Raw genomic sequence first — 20768 nt, 5'->3', positions numbered from 1 at the left:
GGGCGTGGTGCAACTCGGGGTGACGCAGCCCGAGGCGTGGCAGGGTGGGGGGATGGAGTTGCGGGTGCCGGTTGATGGTGGTGAGGTTTGGGCTGAGCATGTGGCTGGGCCGGGGGCGCCGGTGGTCCTGCTGCATTCGGGGGTTGGGGATTCGCGAGGGTGGGATCCGGTGATGCCGCGGTTGGTGGAGCGGCATCGAGTGGTGCGGTACGACGTTCGCGGGTACGGGCGGTCCGCGCCGCCGACGCGTGAGTTCTCGTTGGCCGGGGATCTCGTCAGCGTGCTGGACCAGTTGGGGCTCGAGGAGGTCGTGCTGGTCGGGTGCAGCCTGGGTGGGGATACCGCGCTCAGCCTGGCGCTGGACGATCCGGCTCGAGTGCGGGCGCTGGTGCTGCTGTGTCCGGGCGTCAGTGGGTTCCCGATGCCGGAGGAGCCGGAGCTCGATGCGGAATTCGAAGCGCTCGCGGAGAAGCGGGACGTCGCCGGCGTCGTGCAGCTCGGGCTGCGGATGTGGGCGGGTGCAGGGGCCGACGAGGCGGTGGTCGCTCAGCTGGAGGCCGCCGTACCGGCGTGGTTCGACCAGGGCGACTTCCTGCGGAAGGGGCGGCCCGTTTACGACCGCCTGCACGAGATCCAGGCGCCGACCGTGGTGATGGTCGGCGACAAGGATCGTCCGATCCTCGCGGCCGTGGCCGGTGCGACCGCGGCCCGGATCCCCAAGGCCGACTTCATCTGGCTGCCCGGCGCCGACCACTACCCCAGCCTCCGCTGCCCCGACCTGGTGGCCGAGACCATCCTTCGCCGGGCGGTCTGACCCTTGCCGTAGACCAGTTGAACCAGATAGGTTCACCGGGTCTAGATGGTCAAGTGGAAGGCTGTCATGCGTGTCACCGTCTTCCCGGCGCCTGTCGAGCTCGGTCTCGCGCTGGCGGAGCGGATCGCCGACGGGGTCGACGCGGCGCGCGGCGCCTGGCAGGCACTACGTGCTCGGCTGACCTGGCGGCCGCAGCCCGGTCAGCTCCTACACGGCCCTCGCGGCCCTCGTCCGGCGTCGCCGCTCGGATCTGTCCGGCCTGGTCATCGCGATGATGGACGAGTACGTCGAACCGTCCGTCCAGGGCTTCGGGTACATCTCACCCGATCTTCCGCACAGCTGCCGCCGGTTCGCGCGCGAGTCGATCGTGCAGCCGTTGTCATCCGCGGCACGCGAGGGTCGCGGCATCCGCCCCGAGAACGTGTGGGTGCCGGATCCGGACAACCCCGAGGAGTACGACCGCCGCCTGGAGCGAGCCGGCGGCGTCGACCTGTTCACCCTGGCCTCGGGCGCCTCCCGACGGACACATCGGCTTCAACCCGCCCGGGAGCGACCGCGCTTCGCGATCCCGCCTCGTAGAACTGCCGGAGCCGCTCCGCCGGGACGGCTTCGCCCCGATCCGGTCATCGAGCCGTCTGGTGTCGGGGTCGCCGTCGTGGCGGGGACTGGGCCCGCTGTTGCCGGGCGAGGACCCACGCGGCGCGAGTGGAGCGCGAGCTGGTGGATCCTCGAGCCGCTTGGCGCAGGCGGGCTGGGAGATCGCGCGCTGCACGCCGTTTACCGGCATGCGCTCGGCCTGGGGCCGGACACTGCGCTGACTGCCTCGTTGCTGCAGCTCTATGGGTACGACGCCGTCGAGCAACTGCGGCACGCCTTCACCCAACGCGTCGGATCGCGGCCGTGGCAGGACAAGGCGCAGGCCGCCCGAGTCGTCCACGGCCTGGCGGCTGCGGGTGATGCCGTGGCAGTGGAGATCGTGCGGACCCAGGCGGCGCATTTGGCCGAGTACGCCAAGACGGCGGCTGTCCGCGTCGGGTTCACGCCTGGTGTGGACGCCGTACCGGTGGCGTTGTCGGGGTCAGTGCTGACGGCGGAGGCGTCGCCACTCGCCGAGGAGCTCGTGCGGGCGCTGCAGGTCGAGCTACCGGGGGCTGTGCCGGTCGTGACGTCGCTGCCGCCGGTGGCTGGTGCGGTGCTGGATGCGATGGCCGAGGCAGGGGTCGCGCTGACTCCGGAGGTAGTCGAGGCGCTGCGGGAGACGATGCCTGCTGCGGACCTGCTCCGGACCTAGACGCCGGGGCGGTACAGGTCGGCCTGGAAGCGGTAGGCGTCGCCGCGGTACGTCGTACGGCTGATCAACACGGGCAGACCTGCCGTGTCGTAGGTGACCTCCTGGCCGACGAGGACCGGGGCGTTGGCGGCGAGGCCCAGCAGGTCGGCCTGCTCTGGACCGGCGATCAAGGCCTGCAGGGTGTAGGCGCTGCGGGCCACCACGATGCCGCAAGTCTCCTCGAGTGCCTGGTACAGCGAGCGGTCGGTGAGGTCGACGTCGGCCAGTGCACGAGCCCGCTCCGCGATCAGTACGGCGTCGTCGAGGCAGATCGGTATCTCGTTCATCCCGCGCAGCCGATAGACCCGCAGCACGGGCGCGGCAGGGGCGATGCCGAGCAACTCCGCCTCGTCGAGACTCGCCTGCCGCTCCCGTACGTCGAGAATGCGAGACGTCGGCCGCAGCCCACGAGCACGGGCCATCTCGGTGAAGCTCTGCAGCACGCTCGGCGGCGTGCCGACGACCTTCTCCGGCACGAACCACCCGCGCTGAGCGGACCGCTCCAGCAGTCCCTCGTCAGCCAGTCGCACCAGGGCCTGCCGCAAGGTCGCCCGGCTGACCCCTAGCTGCTCCGCCAGCCCTCGCTCACCCGGCAGCCGGCTCCCCGGCGCATAGATCCCACGCCGAAGCCCACCCGTCAGCCGCCCGTACGCAACCTCACCCGCCGACCGCTCCACCACTCCCGCATCCTAAGACCTCAACTGGCCTAACTGGTCTCATTTCGCCGGGTAGGAGAGGTGCTGGTGGATCATTTGCCAGCCGGTGGCCGTGTGCTTGAAGACTCGGGTCGAGCGGGATTCGGTGTCGGTGCCGTCGGCCTCGACGTGGTCGATGCCGTAGGCGACGGCCAGGTCGCCGGACGACTCGACGGTGAGGTTGGGGGTGGTGAAGGTGATCTCCAACGGGGTGGATTCCAGGCCGGTTTTGCAGACTTCGCGGACGGCGGGCTTGCCGGCGTACTCGCCGTCGATCTCGTAGGAGACGACGTCCTCGGCGATGGGTTGCATCAGGGCGTCGAGGTTGCGGGCGCTGGTGTCGGCGGTCCACCGGTGCATCAGGGCGCGGATCTGGTCCTCGGCGGCGGCGGGTGGTACGTCGTCGTGCGGGAAGGAGTGGTGTTCGTGGGTGACGGTCCAGCGGCCGTTCTCGCGGCGGAGGCCGATGGTCAGCCGCAGGCGCGACGCGGGGTTGGCCGCGAGCTCGTCGGGCGTGCCGCAACGCAGGAGGGCGAACGCGAAGGCGACGTCCGCGCCCGCGGTGACCTCCAGTGATTCCAGGGCGAACGATGCACCCGACCGCTGCCACTCGAAGAAGCCGGGCCACGTCTCGCGGTAGGCGTCGACACCACGCACCCCGTCGTACGGCGGGGGCACGTCGAACATCACGATGTCCGGCGAGTGGTCGGCGAGCACCGTGTCCAGGTCGCCGGCGTGCACCGCGGTGACCCAGTTCTCGATCAGCGTGCGGACTTCCTGCTCGTTCGTCATCGCTCGAGTCCTTTCGAAGAGGGTTGTCACACCTACAACCCCGGCACCTCGAGCAAACTCATCGCGGCAGCTCGTCCGGTAGCCCGAAGCTCGCGAAGTCCGCGTCCAGGAAGGACACCACCTCGACGATCTCCGACCCGCGCAGGAAGATCACGTCCAGCCCGCCCGGCACGAACCGGTCGTGGTCCCACAGGTACGTCCCGAACGCGAGCTGCCCGTTCGCCCGGACCGGCAGGAACCGCCACTTCTCCCGCAGCGGCCCGTCCAGCAGGAACCGCCGGATCCCGGCCCGCCCGGAGAACCACTGCATCAGCGGCGGCATCGAGTACTTCGCGTCGTCCGCGAGCATCGCCACGATCGCGTCCACGTCACCGGCTTCCCACGCGGCCACGTACCGCCGTACCAGGTCACGCTCGGCGGACTTGCCGAGCTCTCGCAGCGTCTCCTGCTGACTGGGCTGCAACGCGCTCAGCACAGCACGGGCCCGCTGCAGCGCGCTGTTGACGGCAGCAACCGACGTCTCGAGCAGCTCGGCCACCTCACGCGCAGCAAACGCCAGTACGTCGCGCAGCAGCAGGACAGCACGCTGTAGCGCAGACAGGTGCTGCAGCGACGCCACGAAAGCCAGCTCCACCGACTCCAGCGCCACCACCCGGGCCTCCGGATTCAGGCGTGCGGTCCAGTCCAGTCGGCGCGCCGGGTACGGCTCCAGCCACTCGGCCTCGAAGGACGCGTTCAGGTCGGTCGGCAGCTCCCGCTTCCCGCGCTTCTCGATCAGCGTGAGGCAGCGGTTCGTGGCGATCTTGTAGAGCCAGGCCCGGATCGAGCCGCGGTCCTCGTACCTGCCGAGGCCGTTCCAGGCCCGCACCAGGGTCTCCTGGACGGCGTCGTCCGCGTCGGCGTCCGACCCGAGCATCCGGTAGCAATGCGCATGCAGCTCCCCACGCCACGGCCCCACCAGCTGTCCGAAGGCGTCCTGATCACCGCCTCGTGCGGCGTCGAGCAGCTTACGCATTAAGGGCACGCTAGCGAGTGACCGGTCCAGCGAGCCAGAGTTTCGGCAGCCTTTCCGTTGTCCACAGCCTCCCGGCACCGCTCCAGACAGTCCGCGAGGTGCTCGAGCAGCAGCCCCTGGCCAAGCTCCAGCGTGGCCAGTGCAGCCGCTGCGTTCAGCAGTACGACGTCCCGCACCGGCCCACGTTCACCGTCGACCAGACCGCGCAGCACCCGCGCGTTGTACGCGGCATCACCGCCCCGCAGCTCAGCCAACGACACCGGCCGCAACCCGAGCGCTCGCGGGTCGAACACCACCTCGGACGCTCTGCCGCCGTACACGACCCAGACCCGTGAGAGCCCAGTAGTGGTCAGCTTGTCCAACCCGTCGTCGCCACGGGCCACCAGTGCGGACCGGCCTTGCGCGGCGAGCGCACCGGCGAGTACAGGCAGCATCTGGGGGTTGGCGACACCCACCAGTTGGTGCTGCGGGTCGGCCGGGTTCAGTAGCGGTGCGAGCACGTTGAACGCGGTCGGCACGGCCAGCTCACGCCGTACGACCGCCACGTGGCGCAGCGCGGGGTTGAAGCGTGGAGCGAACAGATAGGTCAGGCCGACCTCGGCGGCGACGCGCACGGCCTCGTCAGCCGACAGGTCGAGTGGCACGCCTAGGTGCTCCACCAAGTCGGCTGACCCACCGGCGGACGAGGAGGCAGCGCGCCCGCCGTGCTTGACCACAGTCACGCCGGTGGAGGCCGCGACGACCGCAGCCATCGTGGAGACGTTCACTGCGCCGGTCCGGTCGCCTCCGGTGCCGACGATGTCGACGAACGGTCCGCGGATCCGCACCGGCGCCGCGTGCGAACGCAGTACCGAGGCTAGGCCGGCGATCTCGTCGGCCGTCTCGCCCTTGGCCCGCAAGGCGATCAGGAAGCCGGAGATCTGGGCCGGCGACACGTCGCCCAGCACCAGCTGATCCATCGCCCAGGCGGTGTCCGCGGCGGTCAGGTCGGAGCCGGCCAGGAGCGCGGAGATCAGCCCGGACCAGGTCCGGAACGTTGTTGCCATCGGCAATCCTCGGGGTGCTGGGCCGCCCACGAGGAGAGATCACGACGGCCGCCTCGCAGGAGACGGCCGGGTGGGTACGCGGGGGCAGACCGTCTAGTCGACGGCCCACCAGTTGCCCGCGCACAGGAACATGCCAACGACTATAGCGTCAGGCGACGAGCTCCTCGGCGACGTTCCAGCCGCGGATGTGGTCGATGGTGAAGGTCGGGACGAGGTGTGCGTCGTCGCCCAGGCTGCGGTCGGGGAAGTCGAAGACGGCGAGCATCAGCTGCATCGGGTACGACGGGGCGCCCGGGCACGTGCGGATCGGGGCACCGTCGACGAAGAACGTCGCCTCGCCGGGAAGCCATTGGACGGCGTAGCTGTGGAAGTCGCGCAGGTCGATCGGCAGCGGCACCACCTCGAAGTCCTGCGGCAGGATCGGGTCCCGCAGTTGCTTCAGGCCCATGCCGACCCCGGTGGACACGCCCGGCACGATCGCGTCGCCGAACACCTCCATCACGCAGATCTCCCCGCACCGCTCCGGCTGGTCCTCGAGCCCGACCATCCACAGCGACACCATCGACCGCGGACTGATCTCGGCGCGGGCGCGCAGCTCGACGTACCCGCCGTACGGCGTCCAGCCCCAGAACGGCTCCTGCTCCTCCTGGACGACCAGCCCCTCGCGGTACGGCTGCTGGCCGACCGTGCTCCCCACCGGGCCCGCGTAGTTGCCGGACTGGATCCCGGAGACGCGCAGGTCCGGCTTGTGGTCGCCCTCGCACCACAGCCCTTGGTCGGTGGGGATGCTGAGCGTGAGGCAGGAGTCATCCAGCGTGTACGACGCGGCTGACGCCGTACGCGAGCTCCAGTGCGGCAGGTAGTACGGCGACCACACGGACAGGTCCAGCGAGGACCCGTCGAAGTGGTCCTCGAACACCAGGTCACCACGGGTGGCAGGCATGCCACCATCATGGGCCCTGTCACATCAATGTGGCGCGATCCGTCAGGGAGATGACGGCGTACGACGGGAGACAGTGAGCAGTGGACGACCACGACCAGCTGGCGCGGCAGTTCGAGCAGCACCGAGGGCACCTGCGTGCGGTGGCGTACCGGATGCTCGGCTCGCTGGCTGAGGCCGAGGACGCGGTGCAGGAGGCGTGGCTGCGGCTCAGCCGGACCGACATGAGTGACGTGGGCAATCTGGGTGGCTGGCTGACCACAGTGGTGTCGCGGGTCTGCCTGGACACGCTGCGCAGTCGCAAGTCACGCCGGGAGGACTTCGTGCCGGACCCGATCGTGACCCGGGAGGACGCCGGGCCGGGACCGGAGGAGCAGGCGGTCGAGGTCGACGCGATCGGGCTCGCACTGCTCGTCGTACTCGAGACTCTGGCGCCGGCCGAGCGGCTCGCGTTCGTGCTGCACGACATGTTCGGCGTCAGCTTCGACGAGATCGCGCAGATCGTGGACAAGTCGCCGGCCGCGACCCGGCAGCTGGCCAGCCGGGCCCGGCGGCGGGTGCAAGGCGCGCCCGCGGGTGACGGGGATCCGGGCCGCCGCCGGGAGATCGTCAACGCCTTCCTGGCCGCCTCGCGCGGCGGCGACTTCGAGGCCCTGCTCGCACTGCTCGACCCCGACGTCGTCCTGCGCGCCGACGCCGGCGACGCCACCGTGGAGTTCGCCGGCCCAGCGGTCTCGAAGCTGGTCCGCGGCGCCCGCGCCGTCGTCGAGCAGGCCCTCCTCTTCAGCCGGATGGCCCCCTACACCGAGCCCACCCTCGTCAACGGCCTCCCCGGCGCCGCCACCATCGTCAACGGCCGCCTGATGGGCGTCATGGACCTGGTCGTCGTCAACAACAAAATCACCGAAATCAACATCCTCGCCGACCTCGACCGCCTCGCCGAGCTCCCTGTCCCCGCCTGAACCAAGAAACTTCTGCCGGGTGTGTCAATTTCGGCTGGGGTCCTTCGACGTCTGGGTGAGAGCGGATGGCGAGGGAGTGGATTGGGATGACTACGCAGGCTGTGGGATCGGTTGCCGGCGATGTGGTGGCTGGGCTGTTGGGGGCGGGGTTCAACGGTGGGGTTCGGTTGCCGGGGACGGCGGAGTACGACGTTCAGCGGCGGTCTGTGATCCCTACGGTCGACTCGCGGCCGTTGGTGGTTGCGGAGGCTTACGGCCGGACGGATGTGCAGGCGGCGGTGCGGACGGCTCGGGAGTACGGCGTGCCGATCGCGGTTCAGGCGACTGGGCATGGGACTCGGGTCCCGGCCGACGGCGGGATCCTGCTGAAGACGACGTCGATGAGCAGTGTGCTGGTCGACCCGGAGCGGCGGATCGCGAAGGTGGGGCCGGGGGCTCGGTGGGGCGCCGTACTCGACGCCGCGGGGCAGTTCGGGCTCGCGCCGTTGTCGGGCTCGCACCGCGATGTCGGCGTCACCGGCTACACGCTGGGTGGCGGGGTCGGCTGGCTGGCGCGGAAGTACGGGTTCGCGGCCGACAGCGTGATCCGGGCCGAGGTCGTCACCGCCGACGGCCGGTTCGTCACCGCGAGCGCGGAGCAGCACCCGGACCTCTTCTGGGCGATCCGCGGCGGCACCGGCAACTTCGGCATCGTCACGTCGCTGGAGTTCCGGCTCTACCCGGTCCGCCAGGTCCACGCCGGCATCGTGTACTACGGCGCCGACCACGCGGCTGCGATCCTGCGCCGCTACCGCGACTGGACCGCGACGATCCCGAACGAGCTGAGCACAGCCGTCGTACTCACCAAGGACGACGGTGTCGCCATCAAGGTCATGTATGCCGGTGAGGCCGACGTCGCCGAACACCTGCTGAAGCCACTCTTCGAGGTCGCCGGACCGCGGCTGGCCGGCGAGCTCCGGACGATCGAGTACGGCGCCGCCGCGATGGGCGGGACGCCCGCCCGGCACCTGGACTTCCTCGACGAGCTCACCGACGACCTGATCGACACGCTGACCGCCGCGGACGCGACCGTGGAGATCCGGCACTGGGGTGGCGCGATGGCGCACCCGGGGCCTGGCGCCGGACCGGTCGGTCACCGCGGTGCGTCGTACTCGCTGATCGTCGACCGCGAGCAGCCGCACCTGCCGAGCTCCGGCCGAACCTTCGTGAACTTCCTGGCCGACCCGGCCAAGGCGGAAACGGCGTATGCACCCGAGGACCTGCGCCGGCTCCGCGAGGTGAAGCGCGCCTACGACCCCACCAACGTCTTCCGCCTGAACGCCAACATCAGGCCGTGAGACAAAGAGCGACCCCGGCCCTCAGGTTCCGGAGGGCCGGGGTCGCTCGGGGCGTCAGCGGAGGGGCCGACGTGTGGGGGGACCTAGACCGTGCCTTCGTTTCCGTAGACGGAGACGTGCACGTGGTCCATGTGGTTCGCGGTGGCGCCACCGCGGTCTTCCATCCCGCGCCAGCCCTCGGAGCTGCGCTGGACGGTCCAGATCTGCTGCTGGTAGATCAGCTCGCTGATCCCGAGCTTCTGGTAGTTCGCCTTCAGCCACTCGGCGACCTCCTTGCCCTCCGAGCCGCTGACCATGATGTCGAGCGCGCGGCCGGTGGAGTGCTCGGAGCCGGTGTCACCGGCGCGGAGTCCGCCGTACGACGTGATGTTCGGGAACTTCGCGCAGACGGCCCGGTGCACCCGGATCGCGTCCTGGGTCAGCCCTTCCTCGACGGCCGAGCCCGACTTGCAGGCGGCCTGCGAGATGGTGCTCGCGGTGGTCGCGGTGCTCGCGACCGGCTTGGTGGCCGACAGGTACGCCGCCTTCACCCAGCGGGACTTGCCGTCCCGGACGATCTCGGCCCAGATGCCGTCGACCTTGCCGGTGACGGAGACCTTGGTGCCCTTCGGGAGGACGTCGAGCAGCACACCGGTGAGTGGGAGGGACCAGACGTTCAGGTCGGTGGTGGTGTACTTCGAGCCGGTCACCTTCGGCGGGGTCGCGCCCGCCGCGGCGGCGGCGCGGGTCTTCGTCGCGGTGGGCTTCGGGATCGGCGCCTGCTTCTTCAGGTGCTTCGCCGTCGGCGCGGCCTTCGGCTTCGGCGCCGGGGTGGTGACGTTCAGCGGAGGACGGAGGGCGTCCCGGCTGATCGCCGACTCACGCTGCACCTGCAGGGACGAGGTGGCGGTCGGGGTGTCGAGCTTGACTTCCTGGTCAGGGAACGCGGCTGCCGAGCCGGTGGCTACCAGGGCCACCGCCGCACCGGGGATCACCACCTTCGCGATACCGGGCTGGATCACCTTCGGGCGCGGTTGACGGTGCCGCGCCTGTCTATGCCGTCCTGCAGCCACTACTCCACCCAATCTGTCGAGACCAAACCGTTATCGACCGGAGGAGTCAAGCACACATCCCGGCCGGGGTTCGAATCGACCCGCGTTCTTAACGCATTACGAACATCCAATTGGGGTACCGGGCGTAATCCGCCCGCTATCCGGAAGTTATCCGTCCGAGATCAAACGATTGGGCCAATTTCGTGCTGTCGTTTCAGCACAGAGCGTCAGTGATCGCCCGCCCGATCCAGGCTCGGTAACGATCGATCGGCCAGCCGCGGGTCAGCACCAGCAGCTCGTAGAGCTCGACCGAGATGTAGGTCCACAGCACGTCGGCGACCTCGCCGAGCGTGATGCCGGCGCGCAGTTGGCCGCTCTCGAGCAGGTGGCGGCCGAGCATCGTCATCCCGGTCAGCCGCTCGTCCAGCAGGGTCTGCCACGTCTCCCGGAGCGTCTCGTCGTGGTGCCGGCCGTCCCGGATCGCGATCTGGACGCGGGCGGCCCGCTGCTGCCGCACCGCGAGACCGTCGACGTACAGCTGGATCTTGCGCCGTACGTCGGGTTCCGCCTGGATCGCAAGGGACTCCGGGCGCTCGGCCATCGGGACCGGCTCGTCGTCGCCGGCGATGACGAAGTCGAACACCGCCTTGGCCAGCGCGGCCTTGGTGCCGAAGCCCTTGTAGATGCTCTCGGCCGAGACGCCGGACCGCTTCGCGACCGCGGTGATCGTGGTGGCCTGGAAGCCGTCGGCCTCGAACAGGTCCCGGGCCGCGACCACGACGTCGCGCCGTCGTTGCCGGGCCCGCTCGCGCCGGCCGGAGGCGTCGTACTGCCTCTTGACTTCTGCCATCACCCGTCCCATGGTTTTAGGTACAGGCTCACTGTATCGAATTCCAGGGGGAAAGATGAACACCGACGTGACCGCAGCGGGGGAGATCGCCACCCGGGCGATCCGGATCATGGCCGAGGGGGAGCGGGCCGACTTCGACGCGCTCATCCATCCGGCCGCGGTCAACTCCGAGGACATTGCCGAGCCGCCGGCCTGCCGGGTCGGCGGGCCCGAGGGGTACTACCAGACCGCGCTCTGGCTGCGGACCGCGTTCGCCGGCCTGGCCTACGAGATCCACCATGTCGTTGCCAACGGCAATCTGGTGGCAATCCACTCCACGATGAGCGGCCGGCACGTCGCGCCGTTCGCGGTCTACACCGAGTCCGGAGCCGTGGACACGGTGTTCCCGCCGACCGGCAAGACGTTCGCCATCACCCAGTCGCACTGGCTGCGGATCGAGGACGGCAAGGTCATCGACCACTGGGCGAACCGCGACGACCTCGGTCAGGCCAAGCAACTCGGCTGGGTGCCGCCGACCCCGGCGTACCTGTTCAAGATGGCCCGCGCGAAGTCCCGGACCAAGCGGGCGGCCTAGATGTGATCCAGCTGGCGGCGCTGGGGACCGCCGGCTGGTTGACTGCGGGCGTGGACGAGCTGGGATTCCGGGTCGAGGGCGGGGCGGTGGCCCGGCTGGTGATCGACCGGGCCGAGAAGCGGAACGCGCTGACACGGGCGATGTGGGAGGCCCTGCCCGGGGTGCTCGCCGAGCTGGCCGCGGACGATGCGGTCAAGGTGCTGCTGGTGACCGGTACCGGGCCGGCCTTCTCGGCCGGGGCGGACATCGGGGAGCTGATCTCCGGGGCCGATCCGGCCGATCCGATGGCGGAGCTGCGCGCGTTCAACCTGCGGGCGCAGGCCGCGTTGCGGGAGTTCCCGAGGCCGACGGTCGCGGTCGTCCGCGGGCACTGCATCGGCGGCGGGCTTGAGCTCGCGGTGAACTGCGACTTCCGGTTCGCGGCCGACGACGCGACGTTCGGGGTGACTCCGGCCCGGATCGGCGTGGTCTATCCACCGGACGCGATCAAGGTCCTGCTGGACCTGGTCGGTCCGGCGACGACGAAGTACCTGCTCTTCAGCGGCGAGCTCCTGACCGCCGCACAGGCTGAGCTCAAGGGGCTGGTCGACCGGGTGGTCGAGCCGGCCGAGCTGGACGCTGAGGTCGCGGCGTTCGCGGCGACCCTGGTGTCGCGGTCGCAGTTGACGATCCGTTCGGCCAAGGAGTCGGTCAACGCGTTGCTCGCCGGTACGAACGCCGATGCGCAGGCACGGCGGCGCTACCAGGAGACGATCGCGACGGGTGAGTTGGCCGAAGGCATCGCAGCGTTCACCGAAAGGCGTGCGCCGCGGTTCCCCTCAGGCGCTGATTAGGGTCCCGCGGAGCTCGACCCGGTCGCCCACGATGGCCGAGATGCGGGCGGCGACGGCTTCGGCGCCGGCGTCGTCGGCCACGTCGATCAGGACGATGCCGGCCACCTGCGGGTCGGCAGGGACGAACGGCCCGGCGGTGGCGGTCTGCGCGTCGTCGCGGATCCGCACGATCCTGCCCTCGCTGGGCAGCTGCAGCTCCTCGGCGCTGACGACCTCGGCAAGCTCGGCCTTGACTTCGGCAATCCGGCGGGCGGCGTCCGCCCCGTAGATCATCACGACGTACTTCATGGGCTCACCGTAGCGACGAGGGCGGACAGAACCCCGCGGGGCCGGGCGCCCGCGGGGTTCTGAGGCCCAGGTCTGTCAGTACCAGTGCCGTCGTCCGCCGACGGCTCGGCCGGTGGACCCGAGCAGGAACAACACGGCCCCGACGAGCAGCACGACGATGCCGAGCGTCCACAGGATCGAGATGTTCAGCACGAGACCCAGGACCAACAGGATCAGTCCGAGGATGAGCATGAAGCCTCCTTGTCGAGGGGCCGCCGGGCGGAAGTGGCGGCCACACGAATCCGGTGCCCACTCCGGCCGTTGTAAACCTCCAACAACCGTTTGACCTCAGTGGGTAACGACTGCCTGCAGCTGTCGCTCCGCAGGGCGCTTGCGGCTCAGCAGGACCGCGCAGCCCGCGATACCGACGACGAGGCACGCCCACACCGCCCAGAACGCGATCCGGTAGCCGTGTGTCAGCGCGGTCGGGGTGGAGCCCGTCGTACTGGCCGCTGCGACCGCGGAGAGGGCTGCGATGCCTACTGCGCCGCCGATCTGGAAGCTGGCGTTCTGCAGGCCGGACGCGACGCCGGAGTCCTCGCCGGCCACGTCGCTGAGCGAGGCGATCGACCCTGCCACCGTTCCGGCGCCCAGACCGGCGCCGAAGATCGTCAGGCCCCAGAAGGCGAGCTCGAAGTATCCGGAGTGGACGGTCAGCTGCGTCATCAGCGTCGTACCGACTCCAGCCACCAGCAACGAGGCGAAGGCGACCCGGCGCGGCCCGAGAGTGGTGACGAGGTGCTGGCCGACAATCGACGCCACCACAGCGGCAGCCGCGAGTACGGCGGACATCAGGCCGTAGCGGACCGCGGACACACCAAGAGCAAACTGGGCGTACTGCGTGTAGACGTAGTTCAGCCCGAACGCCGCCAGGCCCCAGCTGACCGTGATGAGGTTGCCACCGACCAGAGCCCGCGACCGGAAGATCCGCAGCGGCACGAGCGGCGCCGCCGACCGCTGCTCCACCAGCACGAACAGCCCGAACAGCAGGCCGGATAACAGCACCAGCGCGAGCGTCCGGCCAAGCGGCGAGTGCGGTGCCTCGACGACGGCGTACACGAGCACGATGAGCGCAGCCGTCACTGTGACCGCGCCGGCGACGTCGAACCCGCGCCGGCCCGGTCCACGGCTCTCCTGCAGCAGTGCGGGCGCCAATACGACGACCAGCACGCACACCGGCACGTTGATGAAGAAGATCCACTGCCAGCCCAGGCCGTCGGTGACCGGGCCGCCGATCAGCGATCCCGCCGTACCGCCGACGCCACTGGTCGCTCCCCAGATCCCGAGCGCCTTGTTGCGGTCCGGTCCGTCCGGGAAGGTCGTCATCACGATCGCCAACGCACTCGGCAGCAGTACGGCGGCCGACGCGCCCTGCAGGCCCCGTGCGAGCACCAGTGCGTCACCACTCCAAGCGAACCCGCACAGCAGGGAGGACGCGGCGAACAGCACCAGACCGGTGATGAACACCCGGCGCCGCCCGAGCAGGTCGGAGATCCGCCCGCCCAGCAGGAGCAGGCCGCCGAACATCAGCGCGTACCCGCTCGGCACCCACTGCACGCCACCGGCCGAGAACGTCAGCTCCCGCTCGATCGACGGGACCGCGACCAGCACGATCGACGCGTCCAGGATGATCATGAACCCGGTCAGGCACAGCAACGCCAGCGCCCACCAGCGCTTGGACTCGGTAACCATGTGACATCTCCACTACGGCGGGACGCCCGGTCGGCGTCCACTCGGCGGAGACGTCGGTGCCGCGCGGACCACCTCGACATTTCTGTCGAAAGTCGTCCGGTGGGTACGACGTACCGGGTGAGAGGGGGTCACAGCGGCCTCCGGGAGCGACAGGATGGTGCCTGTGAAGTACGTGCTGCTGATCTACAGCAACCCCGAGAGCTGGGCGAGCCTGTCCGCCGAGCAACGCGAAGGCCTGTCCCGTGCACACGACGAGCTCACCCGCGAGCTCAGTGAGCAGGGCCTGCTGGTCAGTGCCGCCGGCCTGGCCGACCCCATCACCAGCCGGACCGTCTCGGTCCGCGACGACACCACCACGACCACGGACGGGCCGTACGCTGAGGCCAAGGAGCACCTGGCCGGGTTCTACCTGGTCGAGTGCGACGACATCGACCAGGCGATCAGCTACGCCGCCCGGATGCCGGACGCGAAGTACGTCGCCGTGGAGGTGCGACCGGTGATGGACACGTCCGGGCTGGAGATGTGACCGCGCCTGCGGCCTTCGAGCTGCTGCTGCGGGAGCAGGCGCCGCAGGTGCTGAGCGCGCTGGTCCGGCACTACGGGCACTTCGACCTGGCCGAGGAAGCGGTGCAGGAAGCACTGCTCGCGGCAGCGCAGCAGTGGCCCGACGAGGGCGTACCGGACAACCCTCGTGGCTGGCTGATCCGGGTCGGGTCGCGGCGCTTGACCGACCTGCTGCGCAGCGAGTCGGCCCGGCGACGGCGGGAGGAGAACGCGGCGCAGCTCGCCGCACCCGAGGAGTTCGTTGCCGCGGGCCCCGACATCGACGATCCGGGCGGCCGGGACGACACGCTGACTTTGCTGTTCCTGTGCTGCCATCCGGCCCTGTCGCCGGCCTCGCAGATCGCGCTGACCCTGCGTGCGGTCGGCGGTCTGACCACCGCGCAGATCGCGGCCGCGTTCCTGGTGCCGGAGGCAACGATGGCGCAGCGGATCAGCCGGGCCAAGCGCAGCATCAAGCAGGCGGGCAGCACGTTCGAGCTCCCTCCGGAGGCCGAGCGGGACGAGCGGATGGGCGCCGTACTGCACGTCCTCTACCTGATCTTCAACGAGGGGTACACCGCGTCGTCCGGTACGTCGCTGCACAGTGCGGAGCTCACGACCGAGGCGATCCGGCTCGTGCGCAGCGTACGGCGGCTGCTGCCTGACGACGGCGAAGTCGCCGGGTTGCTGGCGCTGATGCTGCTGACGGACGCGCGTCGGCTCGCCCGCACCGGCCCCGATGGCGCGCTGATCCCGCTGGCCGAGCAGGACCGGTCGAAGTGGAACAAGGCGGTCATCGTCGAGGGTGAGGCGCTGGTGACCGACGCACTGGCGCGTACGCAGCTCGGGCCCTACCAGGTGCAGGCGGCGATCGCGGCCGTGCACGACACGGCCGAGCACGCCGAGGACACGGACTGGCGGCAGATCGTCGCGCTGTACGAGGTGCTCGAGCACATGGTCGACAACCCGATGGTCAAGCTCAACCATGCCGTGGCGGTGGCCATGGCGACCGGTCCGAAGGAGGGCCTCGCCGTACTCGAGCCGCTCGAGTCCGACGACCGGATGACCGATCACCACCGCCTGGAGGCCGTGCGGGCCCACCTGCTGGAGATGTCGGGTGACCTGGCCGGCGCGCGGGAGAGCTACCTGCTGGCAGCCCGCCGCACGACGAGTGTCCCCGAACGCAACTACCTGCAGTCCAAGGCAGACCGGCTGGGCTGAGTCGCGGTGCCCCCGACCGTGTGCCAAGTTGGAGGGGTGGATCTCACCAGGGCCTCGCTCCTCCGCGAGATGCTGACCGGCACCGAGCTCGGCAGCCGGACGACGGACTTCGCCCACTCACTGCGCCGATTCACCACCCGGACCGGTGGCCTGATGCTGTTCGGCCCGCCGGACGACGAGCCCTGGCACCTCACCGCGCACCTGGACGACGAGCTGCACCGGGCAGGTGTAGAGGACGTCCGGCCGTCACTGGTCCGCTGGTCGCCGCCGCCCGGCGCACCGCCGCACCTCGCGATCGGCCTGGACCGGTTGCGGGACGCCGGCCGTGGCGAGTCGCTGCTGGTCGTGGCCGAGGAGGACCCGGCGGACACGCTGCTCGAGCGCATCAGCGACGTACGGCGGCGCGGTACGACGATCTTCAGCATCGGCAACGGCGACAAGGAGCTGACGTCGCTCAGCCATGAGTCGCTGGTGCCGGAGCTCCTGGTGCCGGACGGGTTCGGCTGGACCAGCCGGCAGATCGAGGTCGACCACGACGAGCCACAGGCCGCGATGACCGACCTGGAGCCCCGGACCACGGAAGGGTTCGAGATGGCGCAGCACCTGGTCAGCCTGGCCGCGGCCGACGAGGAGGCAGGCATGCCCAGCTGGCGCCGCCGCCTCCGCGCCGCGATCGAGCGCCTCGGCGGCGAGCCAGGGTGACCGTCGCTCAGTTGTCCAGGTAGAGCGCCGCCAGCCGCGGCAGGTGGGCGTGCAGGTCGTCCTCGTCGTCGAAGTCGATCTCCTGCCCGGCCGGCAGGTCCGGTGTGTCCGGCGCCTCCGCGTCGACCGCCTTCCAGAAGGCCGCCTCGTCGCCGGCCACGTTCTTGTACGCGTGACTGCCGACGTGCAGCAGCCCCTCGCCGTCGAATCCCTCGAAGCCCTCCGGCCGGTCCTCGTCGACCACGTCGGCCAGGGAGTCCGGGTCGGCCAGCGCCGCCTCCCAGATCTCCCGTCCCTGCGCGACCAACCAGCCCCGGAACGAGTCGAACCCGTCCTCCGAGGCCCCCGAGTTGATCAGGTACGCCGCCGCCCACAGGTCCCACCGGTACGACTCGACCAGCAACCGCGCGAGCTCCACTCCGAACCCGGCGATCTCCTCGGCCTCCAGCCCACCCAGCAGCTTGGTCAGCGCGTCCGCTACCCCGTCCGGATCCGCGACGGTGTCGTCCACCCCACCGCGCGCACCCTCGACCAATCCCCAGAACCCGTCCCTGTCCACCCTCCCAGCGTCCCCCCGGCGGCCGGGACCTGTCGAGGTCCCGGCCGCGGTCAGGCGCGTTGGAAGGTGGTGATCAGGATTCCTTCGCCGACGGTGAGGGACTGGGTGAGGCGCCAGGTGGTCTTGTCGGGGGTCTCGGCGAAGAGTTTGCGGCCGGTGCCGAGGAGGACGGGGAAGGTCATCAGGTGGAGCTCGTCGACCAGGTCGGCGGCGAGCAGGGTCTGGGCGAGCTGGATGCTGCCGGGGACCTGGATCTCGCCTTCGACCTCGGACTTGAGCTTCGCGACCTCGTCGCGGACATCGCCGGACAGGACCCGGGTGTTGTTCCACTTCGGGTCCTTCAGCGTGCTGGAGACGACGTACTTGGGCATGCTGTTGTACTTGTCGGCCAGCTCGCCCTCGTAGTTCGGCCAGGCGGCGGCGAAGCCCTCGTAGGTCTTGCGACCGATCAGCAACGCGTCGGCGCCGAACGCCTCGTCCTCCTTGAACTTCTCCCCGTCCGGCCCGCGGTCGAACTCGAAGCTCCAGTTCTGGTACTTGAAGTCCTCCCCGCCCGGCGCCTGGACGACGCCGTCCAGCGAGCTGAACGTGGTCACCACGATCTTCCCCATCTCACAGCTCCTTCGCGAACTGCCGCAGGACCGGGGCCAGCACCGGCGGCTCGACGTTGTGGTTCTCGCCCGGCACCGGCAGCAACCGCGCGGTCGGCAGCAGGTCGGCCACCGCTGCGGGACCGGTCTTCAGGTACGGCGCGGTGTTGTCGCCGTGCATCACCAGCACCGGCACGTCGATCGCGGCCCAGCGGTCGGTGGGCAGCGGGTTGCCCGACATCGTGGTCCCCATGATCCGGCCGTCGTACGCGATCGTCCCGGCGATCTCCTCGACTCCGGACCAGATCGGCGTCCCCCGCATCATGTCGACGAACTCGGCCGGCATGTTGGCGCCCGCGGTCATGAACAGCTCGACCGCGTCGCCCGGACGACCGGCGGCCACCGCAGCCTCGAGCCGCTCGACGTAGTCGGCCGGCAGCGGCGGGCGGCCCTCGTCGACGACCACCGGCGGTTCGAACAGCGCCAGCGCGGCGACCGGCAACCCGGCGGCGGTCGCGTCCATCGCCAGCAGGCCGCCGGAGGACCAGCCGAACAGGATCGCCGGCTGCCCGGCGTCCTCGATCAGCGCGGCGAGGTCCTCGATCTCGCGCTGGATCGCGTACGGCTTGGTGTCGGTGCTCTCGCCCCGGCCGCGCCGGTCGTAGACGTAGACCCGGAACTCGTCGCTCAGGAGCTTCGCCACCTCGGCGTTCGACGGGTTCACGGCCCGGTGGGCGGTGGCGCCGTCGATCATGATCAGCGGCCGGCCCTCCCCGATGGCGTCGAAAGCGATCGTCGTGCCGTCGGCGGATTTCACGGTACTCATCGGAGCCCTCCCTGTGTCGTTTCTCAGAACTAGACCGTACAGTACTCACAGGAGAACTGGACTGTCTAGTATGATTTTGGGAAATCATCGAGGAGGACTCCGTGGACCAACGCCAACGGGCTGCCGGCTGGCAGCCGGAGCAGGTCGTCGCCATCGAGGGCGAGGGCCGGACGCCACGCAAGCGCCGCGCGATCCTCGCCGCGGCGACCGAGGTCTTCCTGCAGCACGGGTACCTGGGCGCCAGCATGGACCTGGTCGCCGCCAAGGCCGGCGTCTCGAAGCAGACCGTCTACAAGCAGTTCGAGAACAAGGAGCGCCTGTTCGCCGAGATCGTCGGCGGCACCAGCGACCAGCTGCTCGACGGCCTGACCAAGGCGTACGCCGAGAAGCTCGACGGAGCCACCGACGCACGAGAAGCGCTCGGGAACCTGGCCCGCTACTTCCTCGACAGCCTCACCAACAGCAGCGTGCTGCAGCTACGCCGGCTCGTCATCGCGGAGGCGGACCGCTTCCCGGAGGTCTGCGGGGCCTGGTTCACCAGCGGTTTCGAGCGATCGCTGGAGGCGCTGGGGGTGGCGCTGACCAGCCTGACCGACCGCGGCATGCTCCGCGAGCTGCCCGATCCGACGCTCGCGGCCTATCAGTTCGCGGGCTTGGTCATGTACAAGCCGATGAACCGCGCGATGTTCGCCGGCACCGAGGCCCGGCCGCCCGCCGACGAGTTCGACAAACTGGCCGACCAGGCCACCGAGGTCTTCCTCGCCGCCTACGGGTTAGAGAGTCCCGCGCGTTGAGGTCCGGACGACGAGCTCGGGCGTAAAGGTGACGCGCTGGTGCTCGTGGTCCGGATTGGACGACTCGTCGAGGAGTAGCTCGGCGGCGGTGCGGCCGAGCAGCTGCCGAGGCTGACGGACAGAAGTCAGCGGTACGGCGGCCGCCGCAGCGAACTCGATGTCGTCGTACCCGACGATGGCCAGGTCCTCGGGCACGCGCAGGCCGAGGCTGACGCATTGCTGCAGCAAGCCCAACGCCAGCAGGTCGTTCGCGCAGAACGCGGCCGTCGGCCGGCGGGTCGCCGGGAGACCGGCAAGTCGTTGCCCTGCGCCCCTACCTTCGGCGACCGTCAACGCGCCGGTGGTGATTTCGATCAAGTTCTCCGGGGGTTTGCCGGCCTTGCGGAGCGCGCGGCGGGCGCCGTCGCGACGGTCGATGACCTGACCGATCGTGTTCGGCCCGCCGACGTAGGCGATCCGGTCGTGGCCGAGCTCGAGCAGGTGCGCGATGGCGAGCTCGCCGCCGAGGATGTCGTTCACCGCGACCGAGCAGTGCTCGTTGTCGTCGATCGCGCGGTCCACCACGACAACCGGCGTACCGCGGGCGGGGAGTTTGCGCAGGCGGGACGAATTCTGGTCGATCGGGGTGATCAGGATGCCCTGCACCCGCTGCTGCTCGAGCAGGTCGAGGTAGTCGGCCTCGCGGTCGGCGTCCTCGTTGCTGTTGCACAGGAAGACCGACAGACCGGCTGCGCGGGCTGCGTCCTCGACTCCCTTGGCGACGTCGGTGAAGAACGGGTTGCCGGCGTCGAGCATCAGGTACGCGAGGATCCGGCTGCTGCCGGCGCGGAGCTGGCGGGCCGACTCGTTCCGCACGAAACCGAGTGACGCCATCGCTGCCTCGACCTTGGCCCGAGTCACCGGACTCACGACCTCAGGCCGGTTCAGCACGTTCGACACGGTCCCCAAGGACACCCCCGCCGCCGCCGCAACCGCCTTCACCCCGGCGGCATGCTGCTTGGCCTTCCGCCGCCGCCCTCCAGTGGATTCCTTGCGACTGCCCGACGCTCGGCTGACGGTGCTGGAGGCGGGGTCCGGCGCGTTGTCTGCTGCCATGCGCGGCCTCCCGGCGTCAAGGTCCCACGGGGACGGGTTTGAAACGTCTTAGCAGCCGAGAGCGTACCTGCTTTCCGGCCGCTTTCCGCAGTCCGGCGTCCGGGATCGGCCGTCCAGGCCGGACGAGCCCTTGACGCCAAAAGCCGTTCGCCCGTACTTTCGTGCCAGCTTCTTGAAACCTTTCAGCAACTCAGCCGCCC

General features: G+C 69.9%; 24 protein-coding genes. 10 read left to right on the top strand and 14 right to left on the bottom strand.

Annotation, left to right across the window (positions count from 1 at the left end):
- Positions 1 to 52 precede the first annotated feature (52 nt).
- Together ACWCOV_RS08585 and ACWCOV_RS08580 are read left to right on the top strand one after the other, a co-directional pair.
- On the top strand, positions 53 to 814 hold the full coding sequence (locus tag ACWCOV_RS08585) for an alpha/beta fold hydrolase (RefSeq protein ID WP_449828598.1): 762 nt from the start codon (positions 53 to 55) through the stop codon (positions 812 to 814).
- Between the two features lie 274 nt (positions 815 to 1088).
- Positions 1089 to 2105: a hypothetical protein gene (locus ACWCOV_RS08580; RefSeq protein ID WP_449828597.1), complete on the top strand. Its 1017-nt coding sequence runs from the start codon at positions 1089 to 1091 to the stop codon at positions 2103 to 2105.
- Here the strand turns inward: ACWCOV_RS08580 and ACWCOV_RS08575 are convergent.
- The 5 genes from ACWCOV_RS08575 to ACWCOV_RS08555 all read right to left on the bottom strand — a co-directional run bounded on the left by ACWCOV_RS08575 (position 2102) and on the right by ACWCOV_RS08555 (position 6635).
- On the bottom strand, positions 2102 to 2824 hold the full coding sequence (locus tag ACWCOV_RS08575) for a GntR family transcriptional regulator (RefSeq protein ID WP_449828596.1): 723 nt from the start codon (positions 2822 to 2824) through the stop codon (positions 2102 to 2104). The two genes, ACWCOV_RS08580 and ACWCOV_RS08575, sit on opposite strands and share 4 nt — an antisense overlap.
- Before the next feature lie 36 nt (positions 2825 to 2860).
- On the bottom strand, positions 2861 to 3631 hold the full coding sequence (locus ACWCOV_RS08570; protein WP_449828595.1) for a YybH family protein: 771 nt from the start codon (positions 3629 to 3631) through the stop codon (positions 2861 to 2863).
- 58 nt (positions 3632 to 3689) lie between these two features.
- Positions 3690 to 4646 carry a sigma-70 family RNA polymerase sigma factor gene (locus tag ACWCOV_RS08565; RefSeq protein WP_449828594.1) on the bottom strand — a complete coding sequence of 319 codons (957 nt, stop codon included), beginning with the start codon at positions 4644 to 4646 and terminating at the stop codon, positions 3690 to 3692.
- Positions 4646 to 5692, bottom strand: a complete 1047-nt coding sequence (gene trpD / locus ACWCOV_RS08560) for an anthranilate phosphoribosyltransferase (protein ID WP_449828593.1) — start codon at positions 5690 to 5692, stop codon at positions 4646 to 4648. The genes ACWCOV_RS08565 and trpD overlap by 1 nt, the downstream gene beginning before the upstream one ends.
- Positions 5693 to 5840: 148 nt before the next feature.
- Positions 5841 to 6635: a glycoside hydrolase family 16 protein gene (locus ACWCOV_RS08555; RefSeq protein WP_449828592.1), complete on the bottom strand. Its 795-nt coding sequence runs from the start codon at positions 6633 to 6635 to the stop codon at positions 5841 to 5843.
- Between the two features lie 80 nt (positions 6636 to 6715).
- Between ACWCOV_RS08555 and ACWCOV_RS08550 the strand changes: the two genes are divergently transcribed.
- Positions 6716 to 7594, top strand: a complete 879-nt coding sequence (locus ACWCOV_RS08550; RefSeq protein WP_449828591.1) for a sigma-70 family RNA polymerase sigma factor — start codon at positions 6716 to 6718, stop codon at positions 7592 to 7594.
- Between the two features lie 86 nt (positions 7595 to 7680).
- On the top strand, positions 7681 to 8931 hold the full coding sequence (locus ACWCOV_RS08545) for an FAD-binding oxidoreductase (protein WP_449828590.1): 1251 nt from the start codon (positions 7681 to 7683) through the stop codon (positions 8929 to 8931).
- A gap of 83 nt (positions 8932 to 9014) precedes the next feature.
- Here ACWCOV_RS08545 and ACWCOV_RS08540 read toward each other — a convergent pair whose 3' ends face one another.
- Positions 9015 to 9932: an SH3 domain-containing protein gene (locus ACWCOV_RS08540; RefSeq protein WP_449828589.1), complete on the bottom strand. Its 918-nt coding sequence runs from the start codon at positions 9930 to 9932 to the stop codon at positions 9015 to 9017.
- 244 nt (positions 9933 to 10176) lie between these two features.
- Entirely contained in the window at positions 10177 to 10812 is a 636-nt protein-coding gene (locus ACWCOV_RS08535) for a TetR/AcrR family transcriptional regulator (RefSeq protein WP_449828588.1), read from the bottom strand.
- Positions 10813 to 10867: 55 nt separating this feature from the next.
- Between ACWCOV_RS08535 and ACWCOV_RS08530 the strand changes: the two genes are divergently transcribed.
- Together ACWCOV_RS08530 and ACWCOV_RS08525 are read left to right on the top strand one after the other, a co-directional pair.
- A complete protein-coding gene (locus tag ACWCOV_RS08530) occupies positions 10868 to 11386 on the top strand; it encodes an ester cyclase (RefSeq protein WP_449828587.1) in 519 nt (172 codons plus the stop codon).
- A gap of 50 nt (positions 11387 to 11436) precedes the next feature.
- Positions 11437 to 12219 (top strand): enoyl-CoA hydratase/isomerase family protein, encoded by a 783-nt coding sequence (locus ACWCOV_RS08525; RefSeq protein WP_449828586.1) that lies wholly within the window; start codon positions 11437 to 11439, stop codon positions 12217 to 12219.
- Here the strand turns inward: ACWCOV_RS08525 and ACWCOV_RS08520 are convergent.
- The 3 genes from ACWCOV_RS08520 to ACWCOV_RS08510 all read right to left on the bottom strand — a co-directional run bounded on the left by ACWCOV_RS08520 (position 12205) and on the right by ACWCOV_RS08510 (position 14238).
- Positions 12205 to 12507, bottom strand: a complete 303-nt coding sequence (locus tag ACWCOV_RS08520) for a YciI family protein (protein WP_449828585.1) — start codon at positions 12505 to 12507, stop codon at positions 12205 to 12207. The genes ACWCOV_RS08525 and ACWCOV_RS08520 overlap by 15 nt on opposite strands.
- A 75-nt stretch (positions 12508 to 12582) precedes the next feature.
- Positions 12583 to 12738 carry a DUF6131 family protein gene (locus tag ACWCOV_RS08515; RefSeq protein WP_449828584.1) on the bottom strand — a complete coding sequence of 52 codons (156 nt, stop codon included), beginning with the start codon at positions 12736 to 12738 and terminating at the stop codon, positions 12583 to 12585.
- A gap of 96 nt (positions 12739 to 12834) precedes the next feature.
- Positions 12835 to 14238 (bottom strand): MFS transporter, encoded by a 1404-nt coding sequence (locus tag ACWCOV_RS08510; protein ID WP_449828583.1) that lies wholly within the window; start codon positions 14236 to 14238, stop codon positions 12835 to 12837.
- Between the two features lie 154 nt (positions 14239 to 14392).
- Between ACWCOV_RS08510 and ACWCOV_RS08505 the strand changes: the two genes are divergently transcribed.
- The 3 genes from ACWCOV_RS08505 to ACWCOV_RS08495 are packed head-to-tail and all read left to right on the top strand — an operon-like array spanning position 14393 to position 16704.
- On the top strand, positions 14393 to 14764 hold the full coding sequence (locus ACWCOV_RS08505; RefSeq protein ID WP_449828582.1) for a YciI family protein: 372 nt from the start codon (positions 14393 to 14395) through the stop codon (positions 14762 to 14764).
- The gene (locus tag ACWCOV_RS08500) at positions 14761 to 16002 is read left to right on the top strand and encodes an RNA polymerase sigma factor (protein ID WP_449828581.1); all 1242 of its coding nucleotides are present in this window, start codon (positions 14761 to 14763) and stop codon (positions 16000 to 16002) included. Before ACWCOV_RS08505 ends, ACWCOV_RS08500 begins: the two co-directional genes overlap by 4 nt.
- A 36-nt stretch (positions 16003 to 16038) precedes the next feature.
- Entirely contained in the window at positions 16039 to 16704 is a 666-nt protein-coding gene (locus tag ACWCOV_RS08495; RefSeq protein ID WP_449828580.1) for a hypothetical protein, read from the top strand.
- A gap of 7 nt (positions 16705 to 16711) precedes the next feature.
- Here ACWCOV_RS08495 and ACWCOV_RS08490 read toward each other — a convergent pair whose 3' ends face one another.
- The 3 genes from ACWCOV_RS08490 to ACWCOV_RS08480 are packed head-to-tail and all read right to left on the bottom strand — an operon-like array spanning position 16712 to position 18679.
- Complete coding sequence (locus tag ACWCOV_RS08490; RefSeq protein ID WP_449828579.1) at positions 16712 to 17263, bottom strand: DUF4240 domain-containing protein; 552 nt, start codon at positions 17261 to 17263, stop codon at positions 16712 to 16714.
- Positions 17264 to 17313: 50 nt separating this feature from the next.
- Positions 17314 to 17874 (bottom strand): dihydrofolate reductase family protein, encoded by a 561-nt coding sequence (locus tag ACWCOV_RS08485; protein WP_449828578.1) that lies wholly within the window; start codon positions 17872 to 17874, stop codon positions 17314 to 17316.
- Between the two features lies 1 nt (position 17875).
- Positions 17876 to 18679: an alpha/beta fold hydrolase gene (locus ACWCOV_RS08480; RefSeq protein ID WP_449828577.1), complete on the bottom strand. Its 804-nt coding sequence runs from the start codon at positions 18677 to 18679 to the stop codon at positions 17876 to 17878.
- A gap of 101 nt (positions 18680 to 18780) precedes the next feature.
- On the opposite strand from ACWCOV_RS08480, the gene ACWCOV_RS08475 reads away from it, so the two are divergent.
- Positions 18781 to 19473, top strand: a complete 693-nt coding sequence (locus tag ACWCOV_RS08475; RefSeq protein ID WP_449828576.1) for a TetR/AcrR family transcriptional regulator — start codon at positions 18781 to 18783, stop codon at positions 19471 to 19473.
- Here the strand turns inward: ACWCOV_RS08475 and ACWCOV_RS08470 are convergent.
- Positions 19453 to 20568 carry a LacI family DNA-binding transcriptional regulator gene (locus ACWCOV_RS08470; RefSeq protein ID WP_449828575.1) on the bottom strand — a complete coding sequence of 372 codons (1116 nt, stop codon included), beginning with the start codon at positions 20566 to 20568 and terminating at the stop codon, positions 19453 to 19455. The two genes, ACWCOV_RS08475 and ACWCOV_RS08470, sit on opposite strands and share 21 nt — an antisense overlap.
- Between the last annotated feature and the right edge of the window lie 200 nt (positions 20569 to 20768).

Source organism: Kribbella sp. NPDC002412, from assembly GCF_053592935.1.
The sequence above is the reverse complement of the archived record's forward strand: the minus strand, read 5'-3'. Positions and strand labels throughout refer to the sequence as shown.